We start from the raw sequence: 23,442 nt of genomic DNA, 5'->3' as shown, positions 1-23,442 counted from the left end.
GCGGTGTTCCCGCAGGTTTCCGCTAATGCGTCGGTCGCGCGATGTCGGGGAGCAGGCAGATATCGCCCACGGCGTCAGCCTGCGCATTGGCGTTGCCCGGGGCCTGCTTTTGCCCCGGCTTGGTGGCCGGCGCCACGGCACCGGTGGTTTTCTGCGGTGCTGTTGACTTGGGCTGGGTGCCCTTCGCCGCCGGGCTGCCGGCGGCGCTCACCGGAATCGGCGGACCGACGCGGGTCCAGGTCTCGCCGCCGCACAGGAAGCCGAGCACGCAGCCCTGGATCTCGAGCTGATCGGTGCCGACGGGCTTGATGGTCGAGCTGTAGAACTGGCCGTCCTTGGCGTTGTAGACCTGACCTTCCCACGCATCCGCGCCAGCCTTCTTCTTCATGTCGATCAGGATCGGCATGCCGAGCGTCGGCCTGCTCTGCTTCGCAGGATCAGGATTGTTCTTATCCTTGCCGCCCGGGGTTTTTTCCCAAGACACCGCACCCCACATGTTGCCATTACACTGGGCGACGCGGATGGTGGCGACACCGTCAGCGACCTTCCAGTCGCCGGTCGGGTCCGCTGCAAGTGCCGGTGATAATACGGTGGCCAAAAATAAACCTGAAAAGGCTATTGTACGCGCGAAAGTTCTTGGGCAGTGCAACATGGTCCAAACCTGTGCTTAACTGGACGATCCGAGCGGGGGTCAAAACGCCGCTAGCGAGCGTTTTAAGTTGACGAGATGGCCATCAACCGACGTATGTAACGAATGGTAAGTTCCAATTTAGACGTTTCCGAGATTTTTGTGGAGCGCGAGGGGCAGCGCGGTGCCATGCACACGCGTCACCTCAACGAGCAGCTCGTTCGCGTTCTCAAGACCATCGGCTACGACGTCGGCTTCCAGAAGGGGCAAGGCCAATACCTCTTCGATCGTCAGGGGGCTCGTTACCTTGATCTATTGAGCGGATTTGGCGTTTTTGCGATTGGCCGCAATCATCCGGCCCTGCGCCAGGCGCTGAAGAGCGTGCTCGACGCCGATCTGCCCAATCTCGTGCAGCTCGATGTCTCGACGCTCGCCGGCGTGCTCGCGGAACGCCTTCTGGAACATGTTCCATATCTGGACAAGGTGTTTTTCGCAAATTCCGGCGCCGAAACCGTCGAAGCCGCGATCAAGTTCGCGCGTGGCGCGACCGGCCGCCCCGGTATCGTCTATTGCGGGCATTCGTTCCACGGCCTGTCCTACGGCGCGCTGTCGCTGACGGACGATTCGAATTTCCGCGGCGGATTCGAGCCGCTGCTGCCGGGCTGCACCCCGATTCCCTTCAACGATCTCGAAGCGTTGGAGAAGGCGCTGTCGTCGCGCCAGGTCGGCGCCTTCATCGTCGAGCCGATCCAGGGCAAGGGCGTCAACATGCCCACCGACGAGTTCCTGCCCGGCGCGCTGGCGCTGTGCCGCAAATACGGCACCCTGTTCATCGCCGACGAGATCCAGACCGGCATCGGCCGCACCGGAAAATTCCTCGCGATCGAGCATTGGGGCATCGAGCCCGACATGGTGCTGCTGGCGAAGGCGCTATCCGGCGGTCATGTGCCGATCGGCGCGCTGCTGACGCGCAAGAACATCTTCGACAAGATCTTCAACCAGATGGATCGCGCGGTCGTGCATGGCTCGACCTTTGCCAAGAACGATCTGGCGATGGCCGCCGGCATCGCCACGCTCGACGTCATCAAGGCCGAGAAGCTCGTCGAGAACGCCGCCAAACGCGGCGCCGAGCTCCGTCTTGCGCTGACGCGCATGGTGCCCGGCTATGAACTGATGAAGGAAGTGCGCGGCAAGGGCCTGATGATCGGCGTCGAGTTCGGTCCGCCGAAATCGCTGCGGCTCAAGGCGTCGTGGAATCTGCTGGAGACCGCCAACAAGGGCCTGTTCTGCCAGCTGATCACGGTACCGCTGTTCAAGGATCACAAGATCCTGACCCAGGTTGCCGGCCACGGCCTCCACACCATCAAGCTGCTGCCGCCGCTCATGATCACCGAAGAGGACTGCACCTGGATCGAGAAGTCGTTCGACGACGTGATCGCCGGCAGCCACAAGGTTCCCGGCGCGATCTGGTCGCTCGGCAAGACTCTGGTCGACAACGCGGTGCGCAAGTCGGCGTAGTTTCGAACCTGTAGCCCGGATGCAGCGAAGCGAAATCCGGGGTTCTCACAGCGGGTAAGACCGTCCCCGGATTACGCTGCGCTGCATCCGGGCTACAAGATTTCACCCCTCCTTGTTGGCGCGCATCGCGCCCTCGAACTTGTCGCCGAACTCCGTAAGCTCGTCGGCGCCGAGATCGCTGACCGCCCAATAATTCAAGCCGCGGTCGCTCCAGCGGCGGATGTTGAAGCCCTGCAGCGTCGAAATCTTCGCCGCCTTGCGTTCGGTGTTCGCGGTCTGTGCCACGAACAGGTTGATGACATGCTGGCGCCGCTTGTACACCACGGCGCCGATCTCGCGGGCGTTGACGTAGTCGAGCCGGCCGCCGATCAGGGTGAAGCCCTGCGCGGTGAGATCGATCACCGGCGGCGAGACGTCGAGCTTGCCGTTGAACCAGGGCTTGACCGTGTGCTGATCCGTCGAGATCACGTCGGTGAGGTGGCCGGCCTGCAGCGAACGCAGATGCGCCGACACCACCTCGTTCTCGATGCGCTGCTCGTCATCGTTGCGCAGCACGATCGCGACAAGGCCGGTCGCTGCCATCGCCGACACCGCGGAGCCCAGCGCGAAGCCGCGCAGCACCGAGCGCCGGGTCGGCGCCGCCTGCGCTTGCGGTTGCGGCAGTGACTTCTCGATCTTGCGGCGCAGCTCGAGCGGCGCCTTGTAGCGCAAATCGCTCTCGGCGATCGCCTGGCGGATCTCCTGATACTCCTTCATGAGCGCGGCACAATGCGCGCACCCCTCGACATGGGCTTCCACTTCGCGTGCATGGCCGGCGTCGAGTTCGCCGTCGATCAGCGCGTGGATCAGCACTTCGGTTTCCTCGCAGGTCATTTCGCTTGCTCCTGTTCCGCAAGCCAGGCCGATCGCAGCATGGCGCGGGCGCGCGCGAGGCGGGACATCACGGTGCCGACCGGCACGGCGGCGACATCGGCGATCTCGCGGTATGAAAGATTCTGGATTTCCCTGAGAACGAAGGTCTCGCGGAACGGCTCGGCAAGCGCCGCGACCAGCTTGCGCACGGTTTCGCCGTCGAAGCGGCGCAGCAGCTGCTTTTCCGGGGTCTCCGGGGCTTCATTCCACAGCGGGGTCTGCTCGCCGCCTTCGGGCAACTCCTCGACCGCGGTCGGGGCGGTCTTGCGCCTTGCATATTCGGCGCGGCAGACATTGCGCAGGATCGCGAACAGCCACGGCTTCATCGCAGGTCCGCGGTAGCTGTCGAAATGCTTGTAGGCGCGCAGATAGCATTCCTGCACCGCATCCTCGGCGTCGGTGGCATCGCGCAGCAGATAGCGGGCCAGCGTATAGGCGTCGTCAAGGTACGGCAGCGCGGCCTCGCGGAAGCGTCGCGCCTTTTCGGGATCGTCTTGCGACGCGTTGACAACCATCGTGTCCTGCCCGGCATGTCGAGAGACGGCTCGTGCCCGGCCGGGGGCGGAGGGCCACCGGCCGGGCATGGTTGTGATTGTATGGGTTGTCACGTTACCCAACCTTGACACTGCCTGTCATGTGCGGATGCAGCGAGCAGAAATACTTGTACTCGCCGGGCTCCGTGAAGGTGAACGAGAAGGTGCCGTCGGTATCCATGGTCTTGGAGCGGAATTTGCCCGCGCACACCACGGTGTGCGGGATGTCGTCGCGGTTGGTCCAGGTCACTGTCGTGCCGACCTTCACCTCAAGCTGGGGCGGGGTGAACGAGAAGTTGTCGATGTGAACCGCGGTATCTTCGGCGCGGGCCGCCGTGACCGGCAGCAGCATGGTCGCGACCACGGCGATCCCGAAGTCGCGTCGATTGATCGAACTCATCGGTCTTGTCCCTCAGCCTTGCAGCGGCGTGTCGATGATCGCCAGCGGCTGGCTGTTCTGCTTGAAGTTGATGCTGGCGACGCCGAGCATGCTGCGCAGTTTGGCATCCTCCACCTTCATCGGGCCGGGCGAGGGGGCGGAGCCCGGCGCCGGCTGCGGGAAGGCGGTCGAACGCGCGGTGTGGAAGGTGACGTTGCCCTCGACCTTCTGCATCACCTGGTGGATGTGGCCGTTGAGCACGGTGACCGAGCCGAAGCCCTTGACGTATTCCAGCGCACGGGCGCCGTCCTCGGTGCCCCAGCCCCATTGCGGATAGACCGTCCACAGCGGGATGTGGGCGAACAGCACGATCGGCGTCGACTTCGAGCGGCCCTTGAGGTCGTTCTCCAGCCATTCGAGCTGCTCGTTGCCGAGATTGCCGAGGCCGCCGCCCTTGAGGTCGACGACGTTGACGAGGCCGATGAAATGCACGCCGCCGGCATCGAACGAATAGTAGCCCGGACCCTTGGTGCCGCGGCCGTAGCGCTCCTTGTAGAGCTTCACCTCCTCGTCGATGAAATCGTGCTCGCCCGGCACGTAGTGCACGTCGAGCTTGGCCTGCGAGATGATGCGATCGGCGTCATCGAATTCGGATGCCTTCGACAGATGCGTGATGTCGCCGGTGTGGATCATGAAGGATGGCTTGACCTGCATCGCCCGGACCTTGTTGATGGCCTCTTCCAGCGTGCCGATGGCGTTCGGGTTGGCCGGCTTGTCGAAGCCGACATGACTGTCGCTGATCTGCATGAAGGTCATGCCAGGCGCAGCTTCCGCAGCCGCGGCCGAGCCGACGATGCCGAGCGAATGCGGCACGCCGCCGGTGACGGTCCACAGCACGCCGGTGCCGGCCCAGGTCATGCATTCCAGCACCTTGCGTCGGCTGACGCCTTTTTCCTCATCGCGATGGTCGTGATCGTGTCCGCTCATGGCAAGTCTCCCGTGGGCCCAGGGATTGGGTTTCCGGGGAGATGATCGGCGGGGCTGGGGCTTTATTCCCGAGGCCTGGGCGGGGCCGAGGGCAGGGATGACGATTTCGTGAGGTGCGACGCCGGCCCGCATGATCGGCAGGCGCAGGGGACCGCGCGACAGCTCGACGCACGGGCAAGATGCGCAATTGAAGCATTGCCGCTTGCAGCGTTATCGACCCGGCAAACCACTGATCGAGCGGAGGAAAACATGGCTGACGTCACCGGCGGCTGTCACTGCGGCGAGATCCGTTACGAGGTGACCGGCGAACCGGTCGTCCATGCTTTGTGTCACTGCACCGATTGCCGGCGCCACGCCGGCGCGCCGATGGTCGGCTGGGTGATGGTTGCCGAGGGCATGGTCAAGGTGACCAAGGGGCAGCCCAGGATCTACCGATCCTCGGAGCATGGCCGGCGGCACTTCTGCGCGAACTGCGGCAGCGGACTTTTCTATACCAATAGCAACATGCTGCCCGGGTTCATCGACATCCAGAGCGGCACCTATGACGATCCCGACGCGGTGCCGGCCACGATGCATATCCAGGTCGCGGAGCGGCTGCGCTGGATGGAGGAAGCGCATGAACTGCCGACCTTCGACCGGTTTCCGCCGCCGGAATGATCGGATTGATGAACGCGGTGCTTTCAGGCGAAGCGACTATGCGCACCACGACATGCAACCGTCCGCAACATAGATGGACGGTTGCAATACGGCGTTTTCTTTTGGCGGCTGCGCGTGACGCTCGCGTTGGTCGAGCGTCCATTTCACGCACAAACCAGCGCGGGGCCGTTCGCTTGCGTCTGGTTGGCCTTATTCGTCTTCGTCGTCCGGACCGCCACGCTGCTCGATCGCGTTTCGCACGCCGCGCATGACGGCGAACGACACGAATGCCATCCTTCGCTTCTGATCATCGCTCAATGTCTTGTAGAGCGGCTCCCAGGCATCGGAGAGCTTCTTGAGATCGGTCCCGCGCTGAATTAGCCGGTCGGCCCTGCGTTGCATCATCTCGACCGGATTGCTTCCACCAAGGGCCTCCATCGGTCCGTTCTCCTGGAGTTCGGCAATTCGCTCCAACCGAGCCTGCCGGTTTTTCGCTCGCGCACGGATGGCATCCTCGATGGCCGGCCAATATTTCTCCTGATCGGGTGTCAGCTGCAAGGCGGCCCTGACGATGCCGACACGCATGTCCGTCAGGCTCTTCAGATCGGCTGCACTGGGTTGCGCGGCTCCGACCGTCGTGGATGTCTCTGCTGCAAAAGCGAGAGACGAGGTCGTCACCAAAAATGCAATCGCTGCGACAGCTGCGTTCCTCGTCATTGTAAGCTCCTGAGCTGGTCATCAAGGATGTCCGCGAGAGCAACCACAATCACGTCAGCCACGGGTTGATCTAGGTCAAGCGGGAGAGGGAGCCGGAAAATATGGACGCGCTTCTGACCGTTCGGGAAGTTCCGTGAGGCTCCGGATCGGTTGGTCCGGCTCAAGCCATGACCGGCGCGACGGCGGCGCCGGATTGTTGAGCTAGATCAAGGTTACGCTGCCTGCGGTGTTCAGAAACTGCCGTCGAACTCATTTCGACCGAGCGGCACCATGCACCTTCTGCTCAAGGAAATTCGACATAATCCACTGCTCTGGATGCTGGTCTTCGTACCGATCGTGCTGGCGGTCGAGACGGCAGCTCCGTCCGCCCACACCGCCCTGTTTGTGCTCGCCGTCCTGGCCATCGTGCCGTTGGCCGCCCTTCTCAGCCACGCGACGGAGAGCGTCGCAGAGAAAACCGGCGACGCAGTCGGAGGCCTGCTCAACGCAACCTTGGGCAATCTGACCGAGCTGATCATCGCGATCGCTGCGCTGCATGCCGGAGAGTACATGCTGGTCAAGGCATCGATCGCTGGTGCGATCGTCACCAATTCACTCTTCATGCTCGGCGCATCGTTCCTGCTCGGTGGGCTCCGCCATCACGTTCAGGAGTATAATCGGGCCGGCGGGAGGATGTACGCAGCGCTGCTGCTGATGGCCACGATTGGGTTGCTTGCGCCCTCGGCTGTTGCCGACCTCGATCCGGCGCGCGGCGAGGCCATGGCGCTGGCTCTCAGTACGGGCCTCGCTGTGCTGCTGATATGCGCCTATGGGCTCGGCTTGCTGTTCTCGCTCAAGACACACAAGGAGCTGTTCGCAAGCGAGGAGCATGGCGAAACCGGCGGCGCCGGCTGGCCGATCGGACTTGCGTTAGGCACCCTTCTCGTCGTCACGGTGCTGGTTGCGCTGGTCAGCGAAATATTCGTCAGCTCGGTGCAGAAAGCGGGCGAGACGCTGGGATTGAGCCCGGCGTTCGTCGGTTTCATCATCGTCGCGCTGGTCGGCGCCGCGGCAGAAATGGCGGTCGCGTTTTCTGCGGCGCGCAAGAACCGTCTCGATATGAGCGTCAGCATCGCGCTCGGCAGCGCGTCTCAAATCGCCTTGTTTGTCGCGCCGGCACTGGTGCTTCTGAGCTACGTCGTCGGTCCGAAGCCGATGGATTTGCAGTTCTGGCCGGGCGCCGTGACGATGGTCATGATCGCCTCCGTGACGTCCTGCTTCATCACCAACAGCGGACGGTCGGCATGGTTTATCGGCGCCTTGCTCGTGCTCATCTATGTGATTTTCGCCATGACCCTGTACATGGTGCCACCTGGATCGCACGGCCCGGTTTGACCAGCGGCGAGCGTTGCCGGCACCAATCCGGACGAGGGCGCGTGTTCCTCGTCGCGTTCACGCGGACCCCTGATGGCTTTAGAGCGGTAGCTCGCTCTGACCGCGCGTCCAGTCGATGATGTCGATCTGGAGCCCCCGTTTCAGAATCTCGGCCTCAAGATTGCTGGCATGCCGCTTCCATTCGGCCGTCGACCGGACCCGGAATTTTGGATCTTCACCGTTTGCCTCGAACTCATCGTCGGCTTCGAGCGCGCCGCGAACAGCCTCGTACATCATCTTAAGGCTCGCGTCGGTGAAGGCGTCGTACTCCATCGAGCCGTCTCCTTGGAAAAGCAAAATTCAAGGGACCGCCACGATGGCGATCATGGCGTCTCCTTGCGGTCGATCCATTCAAAATGGACATGCCGATGCCTGACCGAAGCTCGACAGCGAGCCGGTGCGGTGCAACCGCATGTCCATCCATTGCAGCTCAGCCGGATCAATACTGCGGGCAGACCATTTGCCCGTATTCATTGTAGTAGCAGCCTTGGTTGCCGTAGTAGCCATAGGCGCCATACGCGCCGGCTGCGGCTGCAGCGCCGACGGCGGCAGCACCATAACCCCAGCCCGGCCGATAGTAGCCTCTGCCGTAGCCGGGATAGCCGGCGACCGGGCGGCCAGGGCGCCCTGCAATCGGTCGACCGGGATAGCCCGGACGCCCTGCAATCGGCCGGGCACCTGGACGGCCGGCAACGCGATATCCTCCACCGTGAACTCTTCCGCCGCCTACATGCATGCCACCGCCACGCATCCCGCCGCCGTGAAAGCCGCCTCCGCCGCCGCGGAAGCCGCCGCCTCCTCCGCGACGGGCATAGGCGTCATCAGGAATCAGGCAGACAGCGACGAGAACCAGAGCCGCCAGAGCGGCGAGGATGCAACGAAGCATGGCGTGTCCTCCCTATGGGACAATTTGCGAACGGCGACACTGCGACAATTTCGCATCGCGAGATTGACGTAGATCAATAGAATGCAGCAGGGCGCGCGTTCGAAAAGGGTCAGGCAGCTGTCATCAACCCCAGGCACAATCTGTACTTTGCTGCCGAAGCATCTTGCCTGGAATGCGAACGTCAGTTCCATGGCATTTGCTTTCGCCTCAGTCAGGCGACAGCCATCGTTTCTTTGCCGAGTTCACCTGGTGTTTTTACGTCCTGCAGAACGCAGCCAAGAGGATCAACGTGCGGAAAGCGGATGTGACGTGCGCGTGCTGTGGCGCAGGTTTCCGGCGGTTGGAGCTATGGTCCGAACCTGGCGCCAAAGGTGAGTATCGCTGTCCCGTTTGCGACTACTTGCTCGAGGCCTTCGATGGCACCAACCTGATCGCCTATCGGCTGACGATCCAGCCGGTGCGCGCGCCGGCCTACTCGGTCAAACCGATCGACGATCAACGATAGCCGGACGATTGGTCGCCACGAGCGCGCTTCGGTTTTCGAGGTGACGGCTGACGCCATGACTGCTTGGCCGTGTCACTGCACCGATTGGCGCCGCATCGGCGGGCCGATGGCCGACCCGGTGATGGTGTGTCGGGGGCGCCGGCTAGTTCTTGACGGCATACAGAGGCGTTCTGAACGTCAGTTGATAGGCCGGTTTCGGCACCCACATAATTTCGGCTGTGATGCCAAACAGTCGGTTGTCATTATCGTCCACGCGGTCGAGATCGATCCGCACGATCGGTTGCGCAAAGGGTTGAATCGATGCGAGGTTCAGAAGCTGCGCGCCCTCGAAGGATTGCACGCCCACGCGGCCGGTAAATTTCCAATTGTTCGGACATTGATAGTAGCCGCCGACATAGGCAATCGTGTTCGGGTTGATCCTTCCCAGCGCACCGTCGACGTCGGTTCGCGTGTATTGGAAACCGCTGAGGAAGCCTCTGGTCTCATCGGAATCGAGCGCATAGTCAATTTCGAGAATGTTGTTGAAGGAGGTTGTGCTCAGTGGACCATCGGGAATCGACTTTGTGATAGTCGACTGCAGCGTCACGGTAGGAAAGGTTCCACCGTTCTGCTCGTAAAGGTCGGCCTGGAAGCCGATGTTCCAGCTTGTGATTTGAAGGGACGAAAAGCCGGCGCTTCCAAAGCTCGTCGAACTGCCGGAGACGCCGGCATAGAGCGAGGCGCTCTCGGTGACATCGACCGTTAGCGGAAAATCCATATTGAGGGATTTCGCCGCTGGCAGGCCGACCGGAGATGCCGCGCCGCCTGATGTCGCAAGCGTCTGCGTATTGAACAGCGTCGGATGGCCAAAGCCGAACGCGAGCGATCCTGCCGGAACCTGTGCGTAGATCGTCCTGAGGTCGAGATAGATCGTCGGCACCGAAGCATTGGCAAGGCCATCATCGTTTGCGGCAAAAGCCTGCGCAACCGGGACGGCGATAAGCAGCGCGCACAATGCCGCGCTCAAGATCGATCCGGGAGCCAGGAGCCCCGCGTTGTTACGTGGCGGCGCGTTCAAGGCGAGAACCTTCCCTAGGCGCGGCGATTGCCATTGGATCGGGAGGCAGGCCGATCGATCGTGGCTTGTCCGTTCCTCGACCTCTGCCGAAACTCCCGCGGGGTGCAGCCGGAAATCCGGCGGAAAGCCCGCGTGAAGTGGGCAGGGTCGGCATAGCCCGACGAGAATGCAACGTCGATGATCTTGATTTCTGTGCTGCCCAGAAGCTTTGCCGCATTGTTGAAGCGAGCCTGCTCAAGCAGACCCGAATATGTCAGACCAGCGAGCGAAAGCCTCCGCTGCAGACTCCTGGTGCTCACGCCCATCATCTCGGCGGCCTGCATGATCGTGAGGCCTCCTTGATCTAGGTAGGAGGGTAAGCTTAGCTTCAGTGCGCTGACGACGTCCTTTCCGAATGATTGCGGCTCGTGATCGGCCGGCGTCGGCCGAAAGTCGTTTGCGGGATTTGCAAGACTGAGGAGTTCTACCGGCACTTCGATCCATGACGCCTTTTGACCCGACATGAAGCGCGTGTTCGGCCGATGCGACTGGACCTCCGGGCTCGGCGTGTAGAGTGCTTCAAACGCAATCACTCTCGGAGACCAACTCATCCCGGCGAACTGACGGACGATGTGCAGGACGAATATGTTCTGAAGCCACTGGGATATCTCGAGATGGGAAATGCCCTCCGTTCCAATAAGCTTGCTGCATATCTTCAAATTCTCGCCGCTTGGCTCGAGCCATAGTTGGAGGATCGTATCTTCGCACGGCGCCCACCGGCATATTTGCTGCAGGGCAACCAAAAGCGTTGGCGCATGGCGCACCCGCGCCCGCATGGTTTCGCTCAAATGTTCGAACGAGAGTCGCTGGGCTGCGCGAAAGGCAATTTCCGATAGGCCCTGCTTTTGCTGAGCGGCCGTCGCGAACCGAACCGCCGGCAGCAAAGGCACGTAATGATCCGCTTTTTCTTCAAAGGACGTCGGGAGTTGAAATCTGGCGAGAAGTGCTGCCGTCGGGCCGCCTATCTCAGAATGGAGTTCAGCGAACGGGATCAGAAATTGACAACGAGTCAATGGAATGACGGTCATTACTACCTGCCCAAGAAGTTTTGCCGCGATCGCAGCTTAGCAGGCCGGAACTCGTCTTGTGTTGTCTTTATCGCGCAACCAGCTGCGACGACGCGTTCGACGAATTCCGGATGGCGAAAGTTTTGGCGGCCGATGGCCAGATCGGTGGACGAAGCTGCTTTATCTTGAAGCGTCGTTTCTCTTGCAGGAGCACGGGCTTCACGCCTCAAACCAACCGATGAGAGCTGTCCGATTGCCTTCAGCCCAGGCGGTCCGCGCAGTCATTGTCGCGTCGCTGCGACACGGTGACGCAACTCTTGATAGCACCGCTCACGCCCTCAAGATCAGCTCGCGCACGTTGCAGCGACACCTTGGTCGCCTGGGCACCAGCCACAGCGAAATGCTCGCGGAAGTTCGCTTGAACATCGCTTGCCGCTTGCTCGCAGACTCAAGCAAGCGGCTGTCGGAAATCGCGGAATTCGTCGGCTACAGCAACGCCAGCAGCTTCAGCCGCAGGTTCGTGCGTTTGATGAAAATCCAACCTATCGTTTACAGGCAGCGGCAACTTGCCGATCGGCAGGGCCAAGCGGGCCATCGCAAGAGATCCCACACCGCTGGGCCATGACAATTCCGATCATTGGCGCGAAATGGCAAGACGCGCGATTTGAATTGGCGCGAAATGCTTAGCGAAGCTGATTGCCGAGATTGCGCTCCCCAAAGGAATAACAAACATGACCCTTCGCTCAGCTCTGTTGGTATTTTGCGTCGCCGGATTGATTGCCGCTCCCCATAAAGTGCTTTCCCAAACTGCACCCGAGAACAAACCACACGTACCGCTCGAGAAGTCGATAGGTCAGGCAAAGCCGGAAGTCGTGCCATCGCTCTTCGTCCTCAACTCGCGCGGTGCGAGCTTGAAGGACGGGAAGCTTGTGCTGACGGGGGTTTCACCGAATGCGATCGTGTTCGCCGATCGGCCCGTGAGGGCAGCCGGTCATGATCTCACATCGCGCATTGTCGAGGATTGGGGCAATGGCAGTGACAATTTCGCGAAAGACCCTCCAAACGCCACTGTGTCCGGGTTCAGGAAAGACGGATCATCGGTAGCGGACGCCGTCGTCGTCTTGAAATCGCCCAAGCTCGAAGGCGACAGGCTGACTTTCGATGTCGATATGCTCGAAGGCGACCTCGCGGGGGCTGATGGACCGGCGTCGATCTTTATCGACATCATCGGTCGTCCATTCACGCCGCTGTCCTTTGCCGGCGTTGCCCGCCGCACCGCCTGGCGAGGTGCTTACTACCGCGGCGCTGCAGTCGCGGGTGCGGCCGCACTTGGAGCTGCGGCGGCCTATCCGTACTACGCCCCCCGATGCGGATACTATCCTTATCCGCCTTGTTACTGAGCAACGCGACCGTCGCGTCGAAGCCGCTGGGCCGACAGGTGGAAGATCGGCCGCGATCTAAGCCGGGCACGCGAGCTCACAGGAGAGCATCATGAGACGAACCGCTATGATCGCAGCATCGCTGATCGTCGCCGGCATTCAGTCGGCGCACGCGCAGACAGACCTCAGCGCCTACGCCAACGCCGAAGGCTATCTGGACGTTCAGAAGCTGACCTGCGCGCAGCTCGCCGGAACATGGCAGGGAGACGCCGATCTTCTCACTGCCTGGTACAGCGGTTGGTACAACGGGCTTGCGCGCAAGCACTACCTCGACATCAAGAAGTCCCGCGAGGCCGAGCACGAAGTAATCCAACATTGCAAGGCGCATCCTGATCAACTCATCATCGAGGCGATCGCGGCGGTCTTCAAGGATATGAGAGCGGCGCTCGGGATCAGGATGCAGCCCTGACCCGCGGGATAGGACACCTTTTACGGCAGGCCGACAGTCGGAGCAGCCTGACGATTGTTTGAAGACCATTCGATTTGTAAAGGAGAGAACAATGGAGATCACGCGTCGCAATCTTGCGCTCGGCGGAATGGGTCTGCTTACCGGAGCGGCGATAGGTCGACCAGCCGTCGCCGAGGAGGGAGCTTTCGCGGGTGTCGGTCAGGGCTTGGAGGACTTCTGGCTCGCGAGCGACGCCTACATATTCGGCTATCCGTTGGTGACGATGGAGATGACGCGGAGGATCATCACCAACGTCGCGGAGCCCGTGGGCACGCGAGGGCCGATGGGCCATATCATCAAGCTGCGCCAATATCCGGACGCGTCGTTCCGTGATGTCACTGCGCCCAATGCGGACACGCTCTACACCACGTCCTTCTTCGACGTCGGGAAAGAACCGTGGGTCCTCAGCATCCCGGACATGAAGGGGCGCTATTTCCTGATGCCCATGCTTGATGGCTGGACGACGGTGTTCCAGGTGCCGGGGAAGCGCAGCACCGGCACCGGTGCCCAAACCTATGCCATCACCGGGCCCGGCTGGAAGGGCACGCTGCCGGACGGCGTAAAGGAGTACAAATCGCCCACCAATATCGTGTGGCTGCTCGGCCGCATCTATTGCACCGGGACGCCGGAGGACTACGCCGCCGTCCACAAGCTGCAGGATGAGTGCAAGCTCGTTCCGCTCAGTGCTTACGGCAAGCCGTACACGCCGCCTCCGGGAAAGGTCGATCCTTCGATCGACATGAAGACGGCCGTCCGCGAACAGGTCAATCGCATGGACGCGGTATCGTATTTCAAGCTGCTATGCGAGCTCATGAAAGCCAACCCGCCGAACGCGGCAGACGCGGCCCAGCTCGCCAAATTTGCTCGCATCGGCATCGTACCCGGGCGGGACTTTGACGAGACCAAGCTGAAGGCGGACTTCCTGAAGCGTGTTCCCGAGGTGTCATTCGACAGGATCATGCTTCAGTTCAAGGTCAACAAGGCCATCAAGGATGAGAATGGCTTTGCGTTCACGACGAAAACCGGCATCTACGGGACGGACTACCTGATGCGGGCCCTGGTAACCGCGATCGGACTCGGCGCCAACCGCCCGCAGGATGCGGTCTATCCGACCTCGCAAAAGGATGCGGATGACCGCAAGTACAATGGTGCGAACAAGTACGTTATGCGGTTTCCCAAAGGCCACTTGCCTCCGGTCGAGGGATTCTGGTCGCTCACGATGTACGACAGCAGCTACTTCTTCGTGAACAATCCGCTCAACCGATATTCGATCAGTGCGCGGGAAAATCTGAAGGAAAATCCGGACGGCTCGACCGATCTCTATATTCAGAAGGACTCGCCCGGCAAAGACAAGGAATCGAACTGGCTTCCTGCGCCCGAGGGAGATTTCATACTCATGCTGCGGATGTATTGGCCGCAGGAAACCGACCCCTCGATCATCAACGGCACTTGGACGATTCCGGCCGCCAAGAAGATCGGGGCCTGAGAAACTGGATTCATGCCGGCTCCAACCGGGCCGGCATGAATCAATGTGCTACAATTTGCGCGGGCGAATCGTGCGCTTGAGCGAGCCGTACAGGTCGTTCCGCACCGCACCAAGGGGGCGTGACATGCGGCTTCGCGGTCTTTCGATGAGGCGGCGACCGAACGGGCGAGGCAAGACACTCAGGGATGTCGGCATCGCCATGATACTGGTCATGGCGTCAGTTTCGTCTGAGGCCGCGCGTGCCGACGAGGCCGGCGTCTCATATTGGCTTCCCGGCCGCTTCGGCAGCCTCGCTGCGACCCCGCAGGTCCCTGGCTGGTCGATGGCGGAGGTCTACTATCACACCAGCGTAAGTGCATTCGGCAATGCCGCGGCCGCCAGGGAGATCCAGGTCGGCAGAATCCCCGCCGCGGCTAACGTCAACCTAAACCTGCATCTCAACGCGCAGGCGAATCTCATCCTTCTCAATCCCACTTATACGTTCGCAACGCCGGTGCTGGGTGGCCAACTTGCCATCGGCGTGACCGGGCTGTTCGGACGGTCGAGCGCGGATCTTGCGGGGACGCTGACGGCGGCCGTCGGTCCGCTGGCGACAACCCGCACCGGCAGCTTCGGCGATTCGATCACATCGGTCGGCGACCTCTACCCGCAGGCGACGCTGAAGTGGAACGCCGGGGTGCACAATTTCATGAGCTATGTAACAGGAGACATCCCGGTCGGAGCATACAGCCCGAGCAGCCTTGCCAATCTCGGCATCGGTCACGCGGCCATCGATGCCGGCGGCGGCTACACCTACTTCAACCAGCAGGCGGGCCACGAATTTTCCGCGGTCGCGGGCTTCACCTACAATTTCAAGAATCCGGATACCCAGTACCAGAGCGGGGTCGACTTCCATCTGGATTGGGGCGCCTCCCAATTCCTGTCAAAGCAGGTTTTCGTTGGCCTGGTTGGATATGCCTATCAGCAGGTCACCGACGATTTCGGCCAGCACCCTGTCCTGGGAGGCTTCCGGTCCCGCGTGCTTGGCGTTGGTCCGCAGATCGGCTTCCTGTTTCCCGTAGGCGACATGCAGGGTTATCTGAATCTCAAAGGGTATGGAGAATTTGCAGCAGAGAATCGCCCGGCCGGCTGGAATACCTGGTTGACGTTCTCGATCTCTCCGATGGCGCCGACCAGCACCGTGACGCCGACCCGACGGGTCGTGACAAAATAGCAGCGCTGCTGGCGCCTTCGATTGTGCCGAGATCACGCCACTATGCGCCGCAACCGTGCCGGTGGCCGCCAATGTCGGCCGTTCGGACGCCGCCCGGCAATCTTCGCCGACGCCGGTTCGATACGCGGGCGTCGTGATTGTCAGGCCGCAGGGCCCAGGCTGCCAATGCTCGGCCGCTTGATTTCGGCCGCGTTAACCCGAAAGTGGAGTCGATGTTACCGGATACGCCGTCGGTCAGTCAGCTCTCTCAAGTGATTTCTCAAGCGGCTGCGCCCGCATTTCTGCTTGGCGCATTGGCGGCCTTTATCGCGGTGCTGATTTCCCGCCTGAACCGGATCATCGACAGATCGATTTACCTGAACCAAATTTCGGATCAGGATCAGGCGCGATGCCGGCTCAAGGCAGACCTGCCGCGTCTTGCTCGGCGCGCCACCATGATCAATCGCGCGATCTTCTGGTCCATCATGGGAAGCATCTCCATCAGCGTTGTCATCGTCGTCGGCTTTGTGAGTGCGTTCCTTCACATCCAGCACGAGCGGGGTGTTGCCATTCTCTTCATTGTTGCCGTTGTGGCTTTCATCGTGTCGTTGGTCGATTTCGCGCGAGAGGTCCGAATTGCCCTGAGCGAGTTCGATCACTACGGCTAGACGCAACGCATTGATACGTGCACGCCTTAACGCGCACGCGCGGCAAATGTCGTGAGCGCTGCCACCATCAGCTCCGGCGCTTCCTGCGCGACGCAATGTCCGACACCGTCGAACGTCCAGCGGCTCGCATGCGGGATCAGCGCCGCGGCGCGGTCGGCCATCTCCTTGTAGATCGGCCATGACTGCTCGGTGGTCGCGATGCAGACCGGGCAGACAATGTCGGAGAACCAGGGGAACGGATTACCGCGGGCGTCGCCGGTGTAGATTTGCTCCATAGCCTGGAAGATCGGCCCGAGCAGGGCCGACTCGATTTCCGGCGTACAAAGCAGCCGCATGCGGCCGTCGTCGAGCCGCGCAAAGCCGTGATGGACATAGGCCCACAGCGACCGTTCGGTCCATGGTGCGAAGGCCGGCGCGGCGCGCAGCCGCTGGAACAGGTCGTCGGCGCTGTCGAACTCGGCCCGGCGGCGCAGCACGCCCTGCACCGAGCCGTTCGCGATGTCGCTGAGGCCTCCGGCGCGCGGCGCGCGCGGATCCATCGCGGTCGGCTCCGTGACATGCAGGCGCGCGAAGCGACCGGGCATCAGTCTGGCTGCGAGCAGCAGGTCGGTTGCGCCGGCACTGTGACCGATGGCGTAGATGTCATGGAGGTCGAGGCGCTCCACCACCATGCGGACGTCTTCGGCAAAATCCTGGAAGTGATAACGATCGGCCGGCGGCTTGTGGCTCAAGCCATGGCCGCGGCGGTCGAGCGCATAGACGGCGTGATCGGCAGCAAGCGCCTCCGCGACCTCGGTCCATACCTCCGCGACAAAGCCTGTGCCGTGCAGCAGCAGCGCCGGCGGCTTGTCCGAGGCCGGCTCGCCCCATTGCGCCACCGCAACCTGTGCACCGGTATCGCCGACCAGAAAGCGCTTCGGGGCGTTCATCGTTGTACTATCGTGCATCCTGCAGGATCATCGCCGCGGCCTTTTCGGCGATCATCGCCGTCGGCGTATTGGTGTTGCCCGAGGTGATGGTCGGCATCACCGAGGCATCCGCGATGCGCAGGCCGTGCAGGCCGTAGAAGCGCAGCCGCTCGTCGACCACGGCCATCGGATCATTGGCCGTTCCCATCTTCGCGGTGCCGACGGGGTGGAAGATCGTGGTACCGATGTCGCCGGCGGCCTTGGCGAGCGAGGCATCGTCGTCGCCGACCGAGGGGCCAGGCAGGAATTCCTCGGGATGATATTTCTCCAGCGCCTTCTGCTTCATCAGCTTGCGCGTGGTGCGGATTGCGTCGGCCGCGACCTGGCGGTCGTCGTCGGTCGACAGATAATTCGGCGCGATCGACGGCTTGTCGTCGGGAACGGACGATTTGATGCGCACGGTGCCGCGCGAGCTCGGCTGCAGATTACAGGCGCTCACCGTGATCGCGGGGAAGCGATGCAAGGGGTCGCCGAACTTGTCGAGCGACAGCGGCTGCACGTGGAACTGGATGTTAGCGCGCGAGCGCGTCGCGTCCGAGCGCGTGAAGATGCCGAGCTGCGACGGCGCCATGGTTAGCGGCCCGCGGCGGCGGAACGCGTAGTCGAGGCCCATCAGGCCGCGGCGCAAGAGATTGTAGTAGGTTTCGTTCAGCGTACGCACGCCGGAGACCTTGTAGATCGCGCGCTGCTGCAGATGGTCCTGCAGATTATGGCCGATGCCCTGCACGTCGAGCACGATGTCGATGCCGAGCGGCGACAGCCATTCGGACGGACCGATGCCGGAGCGCTGCAGCACCTGCGTGGTTCCGATCGAGCCGGCGCAGAGGATCACTTCACCCCGGGCGCGCGCCTCCACCGTCTCATTGCCCTGGCGGAACAGCACGCCGGCGGCGCGGCCGCTCTCGATCACCAGGCGGTCGACCAGCACGTCGGTCTCGAGCCTGAGATTGCTGCGGTTCAGCACCGGCTTGAGGAAGCCGCGCGCCGACGACCAGCGCCGGCCGCGCTTCTGGTTGACGTGGAAGTAGCTGGTGCCTTCATTGTCGCCGGTGTTGAAATCCGCGATGCGCTTGATGCCCATCTCTTCGGCGGCATCGCCGACCGCGTCGAGGATCTGCCACGACAGCCGCGGCGCCTCGATGCGCCAGCCGCCGCCGACACCGTGATGCTCGCTTTCACCGAGGAAATGATCCTCCAGCCGCCTGAACGCCGGCAGCACGTCGCTGTAGCTCCAGCCGGTGAGGCCGAGCTGCCGCCAGTGGTCGTAATCCGCGGCCTGGCCGCGCATCGAGATCATGGCGTTGATGGCGGAGGAGCCGCCGATCACCTTGCCGCGCGGATAGGCGAGCGCGCGGCCGTTGAGGCCGGGCTCGGCCTCGGTCTTGAACATCCAGTCCGAGCGCGGGTTGCCGATCGCGAAGAGATAGCCGACCGGGATGTGAAACCAGATCCAGTTGTCCTTGCCGCCGGCTTCCAGCAGCAGCACGCGCTTCTTCGGATCGGCCGACAGGCGGTTGGCCATGATGCAGCCCGCCGTGCCTGCGCCGACGATAATGTAGTCGAAATCACCCTCGAGCCTTCGCGGCATGTCCTCTTTCCCGGCAAGCGTCTTTTGTTGGGTTCCTTCTATAGCGTTTTCGAGCGAAGTGGAGCCCGGTTCGCGTGAAGAAAACGCGTCAATACAAGAAAATAGAACTCGGTACTGACAGAGTCAGGACCGAGTTCTATCCAGACGCGGCCGGTGGAGACAAGCCCGGCAGTGGATGCCGGGCGTGCGCTGGATGATCAGGGGCGGCTCGGTTCGGCCAGTGTGACCTCATGTCTCGCGCGGGGAACACAGACGATCAGCGTCAGCATGCCGATGCCGAGCACGGCGCCGACGAGGGCGAGCGGTGCGTAGATGCTCCCGGTTGCGGCAGTCATCCAGCCGATCAGGGCAGGGCAGACCGCGCCGCCGAACGAGCCGATCGCTGAGATCAGCGCGATGCCGCCGGCCGCGGCGCTGCCCTCCAGCATCGCGTTCGGAATCGTCCAGAACAGCGACAGGATCGCGAAGATACCGATCGAGGCGACGGCGAGCAGCGTCACGGTCAGGAGCACGCTGTCTTGCGCGGCTTGCAAGGCGATGAAGCAGGCCGCCGCGACGAGGCCGCAGCAGACCACGTGCCAGCGCCGCTCCCGTGTGCGGTCGGAACTGTAGCCGATCGCCACCATGCCGATCGCGGACGCAACCGAGATCGCGCCGCTCAGCCAGCCGATCTCGGTGGTGGTCGCCACGCCGACGCGTTTCAGCAGCGTCGGCGTCCACAACAGGATGGTGTTGAGCGAGCAGAAGAACGCGAAGTAGATGAAGGAGAGCAGAGACGCGCGGCTCGCGCAGCGCCGCCGCGAAGCTCCGCGTGGTGCCGGGAACAGCGGCGCGGTCGCGGGCGAGGTCGCTTGCGACCTGCCGCCGCTCGTCGGCGCTCAGCCAGCTCGCGACCTGCGGTCCGTCGGCGAGGTAGAAATAGGCGGCGATGCCGAGCAGCACGGCCGGGCCGCCTTCGAGGATGAACAGCCACTGCCAGCCATGCAGGCCATGGACGCCCTGCATGTGATCCATGATCAGGCCCGACAAGGGACCCGCGATGACGCCGCCGAGCGGCACCGCCATCACGAAGAGGCTCGTCATGCGGCCGCGCACGCGATCCGGGAACCACAGCGTCAGATAATACAGGATGCCGGGGAAGAAGCCGCCCTCGGCGGCGCCTAGCAGGAAGCGTAGCAGATAGAGGTGATACTGGTTCTGCACCAGCGCGAGCAGCACGGTGACTGCGCCCCACAGTACCATGATCCGCAGCAGCGTCTTGCGGACACCGACCTTGACCAGCAGGAGATTGCTCGGCACTTCGAGCGCGACATAGCCGACCGAGAAGATGCCGGCGGCAAGCCCGAACACCGCGTCGTCGATCTGCAGGTCGTGCAGGAACTGCAGCTTGGCAAAGCCGATGTTGAAGCGGTCGATGATCGCAACCGTGTAGCACGCCAGCAGGAACGGGATCAGGCGCCAGGCGATCCGTCCATAGAGCCGCGAATGGGCCGCATCCTGCATGAAAGTCTCCTCGAATGGTTATTGATTGTTTGTTGGTGCCGCGACGGCGGTAGGCTCCCTCGCCCCGTTCTTACGGGGAGAGGGTTGGCGTGAGGGGCGTCTCCCCATAGACGGTGACAGCAACCCTCGCGGAGGCGACCCCTCACTCGGAATGCATCTAGCGATGCATTCCGACCTCTCCCCGCAGGCGGGGCGAGGTAAGTGGAGCCCGTTGCTCCGATCGAGTGCAGGCGGCTACCCCGCTTTCGCGTTCGGCGGAAACTCCAGCATCGCTTCGCCGGCCGCGACCGTCTCGCCGCGCTGGTTCTGTACGGCGACGTCAACCAGCACCCAGCGCGAGTTCGCGGTCGTTTGCTTGGCTTTGATGGTGCCGGCCGGGCGGATGGTGTCGCCGGGCTTCACCGGCTTCAGCCAGCGCGTCTCGAGCCTGCGATGGATCGCGCCGGCAGGCGTTGCCCAGTCGGTCAGCATGCGCGAGATCAGGCCGAAATTGTTCATGCCGTGCATGATGATGCCGCCGAAATTGGTCTTGCCGAAATCGCCCTTCATGTAGTTGTCGTCGAGATGCAGCGGGTTGTAGTCGAGCGATGCATCGCAGAACAGGCGGATCGATTCGCGCGAAACCGCGAATGCCGGGCCGTCGATGGTGTCGCCGGCCTTGAGAGATTCGAAATTCGCCGTGGTCATGGTGATCCTCCTTACATCGGACGGATGGTCTGGCCGCGACCCGAGCAGATCACGTCGCCATGCTGGTTGAAGAAGACGTTGTCGTGCACCACGAACAGCCGCTCGCGCTTGATGAACTTGTCGAGCGCTCGAGCCTGCAGGGTGATGGTGTCGCCGGGGCGGGCCGGGATGTTGTAGCTCCACGACTGTCCGGCATTGACGGTGCCCGGTGAGCGCATCCAGTCGTCGGCCGGCGTGCAGGCGAACATCAGCAGGATATGGATCGCGGGCGGCGCGATCAGCCCGCCATAGGGCCCGGCCTTCGCAGCTGCTTCGTCAAGATAGAGCGGATTGGTCTCGCCGACTGCGCGGCAGTACAGCGCGATCGCTTCCTGCGTGAGCTTGTAGGGCAGCGTCTTGCGCGGCTCGCCGGGGACGATGTCGTCCCACACCTTGCGCAGCTTCGCGTCTTTCCAGAAATCGGTTTCGAACGGGGTGGCCGCAGAACTTTCTGCTTGCGCCATCGTGCATCCTCCTGCTAGTGAGTTCGCCAGGCGAACAATTCATTCGCTCTATGAATTGACGCTAGCGCGGTCAGGAGCCCCTGACAAGCGCGCAGGGCCGCGTCATGTGCAGGCAGCCATGCGGGCTGCGATGTCGTGAGCGCGATGACGGAACCAGCTGGGCGCCCGCCATGAGCAAAGAGAGTGACGGCTTCGTGCGCGCGATTGCGCGCGGCTTCTCGATCATCGAGGCACTCGGCAAGCCGCCGGGGCGGCACACGCTGGCGGAGGCCGCCGATACTGCCGGCCTCAACCGCGCCACCGCGCGGCGTATCCTTGCGACCCTGGTCGCGCTGAAATATTGCGCCTCCGACGGACGCTATTTCAGCCTGCGGCCGCGCGCGCTCGGGCTCGGCCTGTCCTATCTCAACGCGCTGCCATACTGGGGTCATGCGCAGCGTGCGCTGGAAAACCTGCGCAACGAAATCGGCGAGTCCTGCGCGATGGCGGTGCTCGACGAGGATGAGATCGTCTATGCGCTAAGGCTGCCGGCGCGACGGATTCTTTCCGCCAATCTCGGCGTCGGCAGCCGGCTGCCCGCGCATCTGGTCTCGCTCGGCCGCGTCATGCTCGCGGCGCTGCCGCCCGGCACCCGCGAAGCCTATCTCGCGACCGGGGGCTTCAAGCAGGTCACGCCGCGCACGGTCACCGATCCGGAGCGTCTCGGCGAGTTGCTCGCGCGCGTCGAGAGCGACGGCTATGCCTGGGTCGATGGCGAGCTCGATCCGGCGATCTGCGGCATCGCGGTGCCGTTGCGCGATCCCGCGGGCGCGGTGGTCGCCGCGCTCAGCGTCAACACGATCTCGGGAACGGTGAGCGAAGCCGGCGCGCGCAAGAAGTTCCTGCTGCCGCTGCGCCGCACCGCGCAGGAGATCCGCAGCCAGATGCTGACATCAGGGTAGGGGACGGCCGTTATCGACGCCTTTTCACCCGCTCCGGACTTGGATGGCTTTCCACGCCCATGCCGAATGAATAGTCTTTCGCCTTGCTGGCCGGGTGAACTGCCAAGGAAAATCGCGGCCACGTCAAAGTGCAGATCGATTGCTCAACTTGCCGGAGGATTGCCGTGGCCGACCCAGTCCGCGCCCCTTTCTATCACGACGGAATGCGTGAGTTGCAGGACCGCTTCGACGGTCGGCGTGTCGCCGACGGCCTCGAGAAGCATCGCCTCCACTTCGAGTTCTGGGAACAGGACCGCAAGCTCATCGAGGAGACGCGCTTCTTTTTCATCGCGACCAGCTATCAGGACAACGTCGATTGCTCGATGCGTTCCGGCGATCCCGGCTTCGTGAGGATCACCGGGCCTGATACGCTTGAATTCCCCGAGTACGACGGCAACAACATGTACCGCACGCTCGGCAATATTCACCGCAACCCGAACGTCGGATTGTTGTTTGTACGGCTCGACGGCAAGACGTTTCGCACGCGCATCCGAGGAAAGGCAACGATCCACGACAGCGCCGAAGTGCTTGCCGGGCATCATGGCGCGAAGGTCGTCGTGCGCGTCAAATGCGAGATCTTTCCAAATTGCCCGCGCTACGTTCCGGACCTGATGGGCGCCTCAGCGGACGTACCGGCGAATCTGTACGTGCCTCGGCCCGGGTACGAGCCGCCCGCTCCGGAATGGAAAAGCCGGGATTACCTCAGGGACGTCCTCTCGAAATACGATCCGCATCGGAAACGTGACGCATAGCGGACAGCCGG

At 62.6% G+C, this 23,442-nt stretch carries 27 protein-coding genes and 1 pseudogene; 12 read left to right on the top strand and 16 right to left on the bottom strand.

Features of this window, described 5'->3' with window-relative positions; genetic code table 11:
* Window positions 1–22: 22 nt before the first annotated feature.
* Window positions 23–652, bottom strand: coding sequence for a DUF2147 domain-containing protein (locus tag QA635_RS28475; RefSeq protein ID WP_283062785.1), 630 nt, complete (start codon window positions 650–652; stop codon window positions 23–25).
* 102 nt (window positions 653–754) lie between these two features.
* Here QA635_RS28475 and hpnO point away from each other — a divergent pair, with 102 nt between their 5' ends.
* A complete protein-coding gene (hpnO, locus tag QA635_RS28470; protein ID WP_057015689.1) occupies window positions 755–2,146 on the top strand; it encodes an aminobacteriohopanetriol synthase HpnO in 1,392 nt (463 codons plus the stop codon).
* Between the two features lie 102 nt (window positions 2,147–2,248).
* Here hpnO and QA635_RS28465 read toward each other — a convergent pair whose 3' ends face one another.
* From QA635_RS28465 to QA635_RS28450, 4 genes are all read right to left on the bottom strand, one after another.
* The gene (locus QA635_RS28465) at window positions 2,249–3,019 is read right to left on the bottom strand and encodes an anti-sigma factor family protein (RefSeq protein ID WP_283062782.1); all 771 of its coding nucleotides are present in this window, start codon (window positions 3,017–3,019) and stop codon (window positions 2,249–2,251) included.
* Window positions 3,016–3,573, bottom strand: a complete 558-nt coding sequence (locus QA635_RS28460) for a sigma-70 family RNA polymerase sigma factor (RefSeq protein ID WP_283062780.1) — start codon at window positions 3,571–3,573, stop codon at window positions 3,016–3,018. Before QA635_RS28460 ends, QA635_RS28465 begins: the two co-directional genes overlap by 4 nt.
* Before the next feature lie 94 nt (window positions 3,574–3,667).
* On the bottom strand, window positions 3,668–3,991 hold the full coding sequence (locus QA635_RS28455) for a cupredoxin domain-containing protein (RefSeq protein ID WP_028331706.1): 324 nt from the start codon (window positions 3,989–3,991) through the stop codon (window positions 3,668–3,670).
* Between the two features lie 12 nt (window positions 3,992–4,003).
* Window positions 4,004–4,957: a metallophosphoesterase family protein gene (locus tag QA635_RS28450; protein ID WP_057015687.1), complete on the bottom strand. Its 954-nt coding sequence runs from the start codon at window positions 4,955–4,957 to the stop codon at window positions 4,004–4,006.
* Window positions 4,958–5,206: 249 nt separating this feature from the next.
* Here QA635_RS28450 and QA635_RS28445 point away from each other — a divergent pair, with 249 nt between their 5' ends.
* Window positions 5,207–5,614, top strand: a complete 408-nt coding sequence (locus tag QA635_RS28445; protein WP_283062777.1) for a GFA family protein — start codon at window positions 5,207–5,209, stop codon at window positions 5,612–5,614.
* A 189-nt stretch (window positions 5,615–5,803) separates the two neighbouring features.
* Here QA635_RS28445 and QA635_RS28440 read toward each other — a convergent pair whose 3' ends face one another.
* The gene (locus QA635_RS28440) at window positions 5,804–6,271 is read right to left on the bottom strand and encodes a Spy/CpxP family protein refolding chaperone (protein WP_225163380.1); all 468 of its coding nucleotides are present in this window, start codon (window positions 6,269–6,271) and stop codon (window positions 5,804–5,806) included.
* 309 nt (window positions 6,272–6,580) lie between these two features.
* Between QA635_RS28440 and cax the strand changes: the two genes are divergently transcribed.
* The gene (gene cax / locus QA635_RS28435) at window positions 6,581–7,684 is read left to right on the top strand and encodes a calcium/proton exchanger (RefSeq protein WP_283062775.1); all 1,104 of its coding nucleotides are present in this window, start codon (window positions 6,581–6,583) and stop codon (window positions 7,682–7,684) included.
* Window positions 7,685–7,762: 78 nt separating this feature from the next.
* Here cax and QA635_RS28430 read toward each other — a convergent pair whose 3' ends face one another.
* Window positions 7,763–7,996 carry a hypothetical protein gene (locus QA635_RS28430; RefSeq protein ID WP_028331701.1) on the bottom strand — a complete coding sequence of 78 codons (234 nt, stop codon included), beginning with the start codon at window positions 7,994–7,996 and terminating at the stop codon, window positions 7,763–7,765.
* A gap of 166 nt (window positions 7,997–8,162) precedes the next feature.
* Window positions 8,163–8,609, bottom strand: a complete 447-nt coding sequence (locus tag QA635_RS28425; protein ID WP_283062773.1) for a hypothetical protein — start codon at window positions 8,607–8,609, stop codon at window positions 8,163–8,165.
* A gap of 172 nt (window positions 8,610–8,781) precedes the next feature.
* Between QA635_RS28425 and QA635_RS28420 the strand changes: the two genes are divergently transcribed.
* Window positions 8,782–9,114, top strand: coding sequence for a hypothetical protein (locus QA635_RS28420; RefSeq protein ID WP_283062771.1), 333 nt, complete (start codon window positions 8,782–8,784; stop codon window positions 9,112–9,114).
* A gap of 142 nt (window positions 9,115–9,256) precedes the next feature.
* Here QA635_RS28420 and QA635_RS28415 read toward each other — a convergent pair whose 3' ends face one another.
* Window positions 9,257–10,123: a hypothetical protein gene (locus QA635_RS28415; RefSeq protein ID WP_283071865.1), complete on the bottom strand. Its 867-nt coding sequence runs from the start codon at window positions 10,121–10,123 to the stop codon at window positions 9,257–9,259.
* Between the two features lie 62 nt (window positions 10,124–10,185).
* Window positions 10,186–11,238: an AraC family transcriptional regulator gene (locus tag QA635_RS28410; protein ID WP_283062770.1), complete on the bottom strand. Its 1,053-nt coding sequence runs from the start codon at window positions 11,236–11,238 to the stop codon at window positions 10,186–10,188.
* Between the two features lie 217 nt (window positions 11,239–11,455).
* Between QA635_RS28410 and QA635_RS28405 the strand changes: the two genes are divergently transcribed.
* From QA635_RS28405 to QA635_RS28380, 6 genes are all read left to right on the top strand, one after another.
* A complete protein-coding gene (locus QA635_RS28405) occupies window positions 11,456–11,842 on the top strand; it encodes a helix-turn-helix domain-containing protein (RefSeq protein WP_283071863.1) in 387 nt (128 codons plus the stop codon).
* 106 nt (window positions 11,843–11,948) lie between these two features.
* A complete protein-coding gene (locus tag QA635_RS28400) occupies window positions 11,949–12,617 on the top strand; it encodes a hypothetical protein (RefSeq protein WP_225163358.1) in 669 nt (222 codons plus the stop codon).
* Window positions 12,618–12,723: 106 nt separating this feature from the next.
* Window positions 12,724–13,065 (top strand): HdeA/HdeB family chaperone, encoded by a 342-nt coding sequence (locus QA635_RS28395; RefSeq protein ID WP_057015680.1) that lies wholly within the window; start codon window positions 12,724–12,726, stop codon window positions 13,063–13,065.
* Window positions 13,066–13,156: 91 nt separating this feature from the next.
* Window positions 13,157–14,590, top strand: coding sequence for a DUF1254 domain-containing protein (locus QA635_RS28390; RefSeq protein WP_283062768.1), 1,434 nt, complete (start codon window positions 13,157–13,159; stop codon window positions 14,588–14,590).
* Window positions 14,591–14,801: 211 nt separating this feature from the next.
* Window positions 14,802–15,803, top strand: coding sequence for a SphA family protein (locus tag QA635_RS28385; RefSeq protein ID WP_341850392.1), 1,002 nt, complete (start codon window positions 14,802–14,804; stop codon window positions 15,801–15,803).
* 137 nt (window positions 15,804–15,940) lie between these two features.
* Window positions 15,941–16,450: a DUF2721 domain-containing protein gene (locus QA635_RS28380; protein WP_283062765.1), complete on the top strand. Its 510-nt coding sequence runs from the start codon at window positions 15,941–15,943 to the stop codon at window positions 16,448–16,450.
* 26 nt (window positions 16,451–16,476) lie between these two features.
* On the opposite strand, the gene QA635_RS28375 is transcribed toward QA635_RS28380, so the two are convergent.
* From QA635_RS28375 to QA635_RS28350, 6 genes and pseudogenes are all read right to left on the bottom strand, one after another.
* Window positions 16,477–17,379, bottom strand: coding sequence for an alpha/beta fold hydrolase (locus tag QA635_RS28375; protein WP_283062764.1), 903 nt, complete (start codon window positions 17,377–17,379; stop codon window positions 16,477–16,479).
* 7 nt (window positions 17,380–17,386) lie between these two features.
* Window positions 17,387–19,006, bottom strand: a complete 1,620-nt coding sequence (locus QA635_RS28370; RefSeq protein ID WP_283062763.1) for a GMC family oxidoreductase — start codon at window positions 19,004–19,006, stop codon at window positions 17,387–17,389.
* Window positions 19,007–19,203: 197 nt separating this feature from the next.
* On the bottom strand, window positions 19,204–19,767 hold the full coding sequence (locus QA635_RS28365) for an MFS transporter (protein WP_341850445.1): 564 nt from the start codon (window positions 19,765–19,767) through the stop codon (window positions 19,204–19,206).
* Window positions 19,768–19,852: 85 nt separating this feature from the next.
* Window positions 19,853–20,509, bottom strand: a pseudogene (locus QA635_RS28360) (MFS transporter); the annotation flags it as partial.
* A gap of 234 nt (window positions 20,510–20,743) precedes the next feature.
* Window positions 20,744–21,196, bottom strand: coding sequence for a MaoC family dehydratase (locus QA635_RS28355; RefSeq protein ID WP_283062759.1), 453 nt, complete (start codon window positions 21,194–21,196; stop codon window positions 20,744–20,746).
* Between the two features lie 11 nt (window positions 21,197–21,207).
* Window positions 21,208–21,699, bottom strand: coding sequence for a MaoC family dehydratase (locus QA635_RS28350; RefSeq protein ID WP_028331684.1), 492 nt, complete (start codon window positions 21,697–21,699; stop codon window positions 21,208–21,210).
* A gap of 170 nt (window positions 21,700–21,869) precedes the next feature.
* Here QA635_RS28350 and QA635_RS28345 point away from each other — a divergent pair, with 170 nt between their 5' ends.
* Window positions 21,870–22,640: an IclR family transcriptional regulator domain-containing protein gene (locus QA635_RS28345; protein ID WP_092079392.1), complete on the top strand. Its 771-nt coding sequence runs from the start codon at window positions 21,870–21,872 to the stop codon at window positions 22,638–22,640.
* A gap of 164 nt (window positions 22,641–22,804) precedes the next feature.
* Entirely contained in the window at window positions 22,805–23,431 is a 627-nt protein-coding gene (locus QA635_RS28340) for a pyridoxamine 5'-phosphate oxidase family protein (RefSeq protein ID WP_283062753.1), read from the top strand.
* Window positions 23,432–23,442 lie beyond the last annotated feature (11 nt).

It is taken from the genome of Bradyrhizobium brasilense (assembly GCF_029714345.1).
GTDB lineage: Bacteria > Pseudomonadota > Alphaproteobacteria > Rhizobiales > Xanthobacteraceae > Bradyrhizobium > Bradyrhizobium australafricanum.
Note: the sequence above shows the minus strand (reverse complement) of the source record. Positions and strands in the feature narration are given on the sequence as shown.